The following is a 5,399-nucleotide window of genomic DNA, read 5'->3' as shown; positions in this document are numbered from 1 at the left end:
AATTATTTATAAGAAGTTTCAATAACCGCAAGGGTTAAACCTGGATATTCAACTGCAAAACTTGAGTTATTAATTATACTGCTTTAGCACTTTCATCAGCTTTATTTCTTTCAGCATGCAATTCTGATTCAGAAACAAACGCATCTCAGGAGTCAGAAGATGGACCAATAACTATTACATTTTTTGATAAGAATAAAACTTCTGAAAGTTTCGATGACCAAATTGCTAATGAAATAACAGCTAGGACTGGTGTGGATATTGAAATTCAAAATGCAACAGGAGATGCTTACGAGCTACTGTCACTACAACTATCTGGCGGAGAGTATGCAGATATAGTAATGATGGATTTGGGGTCAGATTTACCTGAGAAATATATAAATTCAGGGGCACTACTTCCTTTGAATGATTTAATAGAAGAAAAAGGTTCTGATATTAAAGAAATGTATGCAGATATTCTAGATCGTACAGTACATGATGATGGTAAAAATTATTATTTAAATAATTGGTATGGTGATGATGATACACCTGTAGATGCTTTCAATATTCGTTTTGATTATATGGTTGATATAGTTGGAGAAGAAAGAGCAAGAAGTTCAGAACCATTTTCACAAGATGAATTTGTAAGTATACTTAAAGAATGGAAAGAAATAAATCCAGAAGTTAATGGCGAAGCAAGTATTCCATTGACAATAAGAGAAAATGCATCTGGATTTGAAGGTATGTTTGGGATGAAAACGTACTATGAAAATGAAGGAAGATTATATCATATCGCTAGGGATCCACAATATTTGAAAATGAGAAAATTTCAAAATAATTTACTTAATGAAGGGTTGTTAGACCCAGAATGGGTAACAAATAATGAAACTTTAAAAAATCAAAAATTAGCATCTGGTAATGTATTTGCAACACAAAGTGCATATTGGGATACTCAAGGTGTCAATCAAGCGAACGTTGCACAAGGAAATGAAAATCAACAATATGTTGCATATAAAGTTTATGCTAATGATATTGATCCATCAAAAACTACTTATGGAGGAAGAAACTCTTTCGGTTGGGATGCAATAGGTATAACAGATAACGCTGAAAATGTTGATGCAGCATTTGAATTAATTAATTTTTTAGCAAGCAGAGAGGGACAAAATCTACTATTATGGGGTATTGAAGGAGAACATTACACTGTTGATGAAGATGGAAATTTCCATCCAACAGATGATACTTTAACAAAGTTCCAAGAAGATACGGAAGCTGCTACGAATGAAACCGGAATAAATAGGTGGACATGGTTTGTTAATAATCAAGGACCTACAGAAGAAACTCCCAATAGACTAACAGAGTACATTAGTCGACAAGCATTTGATTCAGAAATGGCTTTCCAAAATATGGAGGGAACATACTGGGATAATTCATATTATAGTAATCTTTCACCTGAACCTAGTTCTCCTTTAGGATTAAGACATCAAAGTATAACTGATATTGTTACCGAGGCAGTTCCTCAAATGGTAAATGCCGCATCAGAACAAGAAGTAGAAACTATATACAATAACATGATCTCAAGGATGGAAGAAGCTGGTCTTGAAGAAGTAGAAGAATATATTAATGAAAAATATCAGGAACGTTTAGAATTATGGGGTATGAATTAAGTAGTGTATTAATTAATTTATTAATGAATAGCTCATTCATCAAACCTTAAATGATGAATGAGTTTTCATTTAATATTAAATTAGTTTGGGGGATGGACCATTGATTGAAATAATAGATAAAAAAAAGATAAAAAAGCATCAAACTAATAGTAAGTGGAGAAAAATCATTAAACAAAGATACTTATGGTTGTTATCATTACCAGGAGTCTTCCTAGTTTTTATATTTAATTATATGCCAATGGCGGGAATTTATATGGCATTCACGAATTATAGTCCTAGTAGGGAGGGCTTTATAGTAGATCTAATTAGAGCTCCTTTTGTAGGATGGGACTGGTTTTCTTATTTCTTTCAAGGCGACTTTACTATAATAATGAGAAATACTTTAGCAATGAGCATACTAACTTTAATATTTTCCTTTCCAATACCAATTGCTATCGCAGTATTAATCAATGAAGTAAGAGTAAAGTGGATAAAAAAGGGTATACAAACAGTTTCGTACTTACCCTATTTCATATCTTGGGTAATAGCAGCTAATATATTTTTAACATTTTTTTCTGGTAATGGAGTTATAAATAATTTCTTGCAAGCTTTAAATATAACAACTACAGATATATATTTTTTTCAAGAAGGGAGATATTTTTGGTGGATACTTGCGATAGCTAATACATGGAAAGGAATGGGATACAATGCAATTATTTATATAGCAGCAATATCTGGCATTAACCCTGAACAATACGAAGCTGCAGATGTTGACGGAGCATCAAGGTGGCAAAAAATAGTAAATATAACTTTGCCATCTCTAAAGCCAACAATTGTAATATTGCTGATACTAGCAATTGGTGGAGTTTTAAATACTGGTTTTGAACAAGTATTGCTTTTACAAAACAATTCGATCTTGAATTATTCAGAAGTTCTAGATACATATGCTTATAGATATGGACTGCAAAATGGTATGTATTCTTATGGTGCAGCAGTAGGCTTATTTAAGTCTGTTGTTTCTTTTATATTAGTAGTAACTGCTAATAAAATATCTCGAAAAGTTAATGATGATGGTGGTCTTTTTTAAAGTGTGAAAGGAGTAAAAAGTATGGAAGTGAACAAAATAATAAAGAAACATAATAAAGCAAAATCAGATGTGGTTCTAGATGTAATTAAAGTAATATTCTTATTCGTAGTTACATTTGTAACATTATTTCCATTTTGGAATATTTTAGTTGTTTCACTTAATGATGCGCAAGATGCATTGAGAGGCGGAATATACTTTTGGCCAAGAGAGTTTAGTTTAGCGTCGTACAGAAGGATTTTTCAAAACGAATTATTTATGAATTCTATTAAAGTATCAGTTGCTCGTACATTTTTAGCTACTCCGTTAGCAGTTTTAGTAACAGCAATGAGCGCATATGTAGTATCTAGGAAAGAGTTAGTTGGAAGAAAAGGATTAAATCTATTTTTTATTTTCACCATGTATTTTAGTGGGGGAATAGTGCCGTATTATATGGTTATAAGAAGTATGGGTTTAATTAATAACTTCTTTGTGTATATTATACCTGGTGCAATGGGAGTTTATAATATGATATTAATTAGATCTTTTATAGATAATTTACCAGAAGAATTATTCGAATCGGCTAAACTAGATGGTGCAAATGATATCACGATTTTCTTTAAAATTGTGATGCCGTTATCTAAACCTATTCTTATGACAGTTGCATTATTTGTAGCAGTGGGACAGTGGAATTCTTGGTTTGATGCTCATCTGTTTACTACTAGTCAATCATTAAAACCTATGCAAGCAATCTTGGTAGAGATACTCAATCAATATCAAGTAGGAGAAACCTTATCGGCTCAAATGTCTGCTGCCGCTTCAGGACAGTCAATTACACCTGATAGTATAAGATATGCGGCAACTATAGTGTCTACTTTACCTATTATTATGGTTTATCCATTTATTCAAAGATACTTTATAAAGGGTATGATGATTGGAGCTATTAAAAGCTAAAATTATAGTTTACAAAAAAATATAAAAAAAGAGGTTATTTAGTGGATATCAAATTCAATAAAGATAATAATATTTTTCATTTAAAAAATGAGATGATTAGTTATGTGTTTTCTATTGAAGAAAATAAATATCTTTCACATCACTATTGGGGAAAAGCTTTAAAAGAAGTTAATAATAGTAATGATTATCCAAGAATAGATAGATCATTTGCACCAAATCCCGAGGAAACTATTGATAGAAATTTTTCATTAGCTGTTATCCCCCAAGAGTTTCCAGGAAAAGATATAGGTGATTTTAGAGAGCCAGCATACACATATGCTGATAGTAAAGGTATGGAATCAAATCGATTGGAATTTAAAGGCTTTACAATTGAAAAAGGAAAAAGAAAAATAGACAAACTTCCTCACATTTATCTTAACAATGAAAGCGAAGCAATGACTTTAAGTATTAATCTATATGATAGCATTAACAATGTAGATGTGATTTTATACTATTCTATTTTTAAAGATTTACCGGTAATAACAAGACATGTTAAAGTTTTTAATAATGGTAATAAACCAATCGTACTTAAAAGAGTTTTAAGTATGTCTGTAGACTTTATAGACAATGATTTTGAATTAATTCAGCTTCCCGGAGCATGGTCTAGAGAAAGAGAATTGGTAAGAAATCCAATATATAGAGGTATTCACAAAATTGATAGTAAACACGGCACCACATCTCATACTTATCAACCATTTATAGGGTTAGTGAGAGAGGATACAAAAGAAGATTCTGGTGAAGTTTACGGTATGCAACTTGTTTATTCTGGCGAATTCATAGCAAATGTAGAAGTTGATCCGTATGATCAAACAAGAGTACAAATGGGTATAAACCCTTATCATTTCGAATGGGAGCTTAAAGAAGACGATAGTTTTGAAACCCCAGAAGTAGTAATGGTATACAGCGATAAAGGATTAAATAACATGTCACAAACTTTTCATAACTTATATCAAAATAACCTGATCCGAGGAAAACATAAATATGAAAACAGACCAATTCTGATAAATAATTGGGAAGCTACTTATTTTGACTTTAATGAAGAGAAATTATTAGAAATTGCACAAGAATCAAAAGAGTTAGGAATAGAGCTATTTGTACTAGATGATGGATGGTTTGGGAATAGAAATGATGATAAATCTTCTCTTGGAGATTGGATTGTAGATAAGAAAAAACTACCGAATGGACTAAAGCAATTTAGAAATGCTATAAATGATATGGGCATGAAGTTTGGGTTATGGTTTGAGCCTGAGATGGTTTCTGAAGCGAGTGATTTGTATCGTAATCATCCTGATTGGTGTATACATGTAGAAAATCGTCCTAGATCACGAGGAAGAAGCCAGTTAATATTAGATTTTAGTAGAAAAGAAGTACGAAATTATATTTTAAAACAAATGAAAGCTATTTTAGATGATGTACCATTGGACTATATAAAGTGGGACTATAATAGAAATATGAGTGAGATAGGATCTGCTGCCTTGAGTTCTAAACCAGGCGAAGTTTCTCATAAATATATTTTAGGATTATATGAAGTAATGGAAGAATTAGTTACCTCATATCCAAATATACTTTTTGAAAGTTGTTCCGGTGGTGGAGGAAGATATGATCCTGGCATGCTTTACTATATGCCTCAAACATGGACTTCTGATAATACGGATGCAGTTTCAAGGCTTAAGATTCAGTATGGGACTTCTTTAACCATGCCGATAAGCTCTATGGGTGCACAT

The 5,399-nt window shown here is 31.7% G+C and carries 4 protein-coding genes; all 4 read left to right on the top strand.

The genetic code is table 11. The features are described from left to right. Positions 1–68 precede the first annotated feature (68 nt). Complete coding sequence (locus tag ABDZ53_RS09435; RefSeq protein ID WP_343755893.1) at positions 69–1,640, top strand: extracellular solute-binding protein; 1,572 nt, start codon at positions 69–71, stop codon at positions 1,638–1,640. Positions 1,641–1,740: 100 nt separating this feature from the next. Continuing rightward, the gene (locus tag ABDZ53_RS09430) at positions 1,741–2,706 is read left to right on the top strand and encodes an ABC transporter permease (protein ID WP_343755889.1); all 966 of its coding nucleotides are present in this window, start codon (positions 1,741–1,743) and stop codon (positions 2,704–2,706) included. Between the two features lie 21 nt (positions 2,707–2,727). Then, positions 2,728–3,636 (top strand): carbohydrate ABC transporter permease, encoded by a 909-nt coding sequence (locus tag ABDZ53_RS09425; protein ID WP_343755887.1) that lies wholly within the window; start codon positions 2,728–2,730, stop codon positions 3,634–3,636. A gap of 41 nt (positions 3,637–3,677) precedes the next feature. Further along, on the top strand, positions 3,678–5,399 hold a 1,722-nt coding region (locus ABDZ53_RS09420), incomplete at its 3' end, for an alpha-galactosidase (protein WP_343755884.1).

The sequence above is a fragment of the Alkalibacterium iburiense genome (assembly GCF_039521845.1).
Classification (GTDB): Bacteria; Bacillota; Bacilli; order Lactobacillales; family Carnobacteriaceae_A; genus Alkalibacterium; species Alkalibacterium iburiense.
The sequence above is the reverse complement of the archived record's forward strand: the minus strand, read 5'-3'. Positions and strand labels throughout refer to the sequence as shown.

Coding starts and splice junctions, on each gene's coding strand:
- ABDZ53_RS09425 (WP_343755887.1), top strand. CDS start 2,728: ATGGAAGTGAACAAAATAATAAAGAAACATAATAAAGCAAAATCAGAT.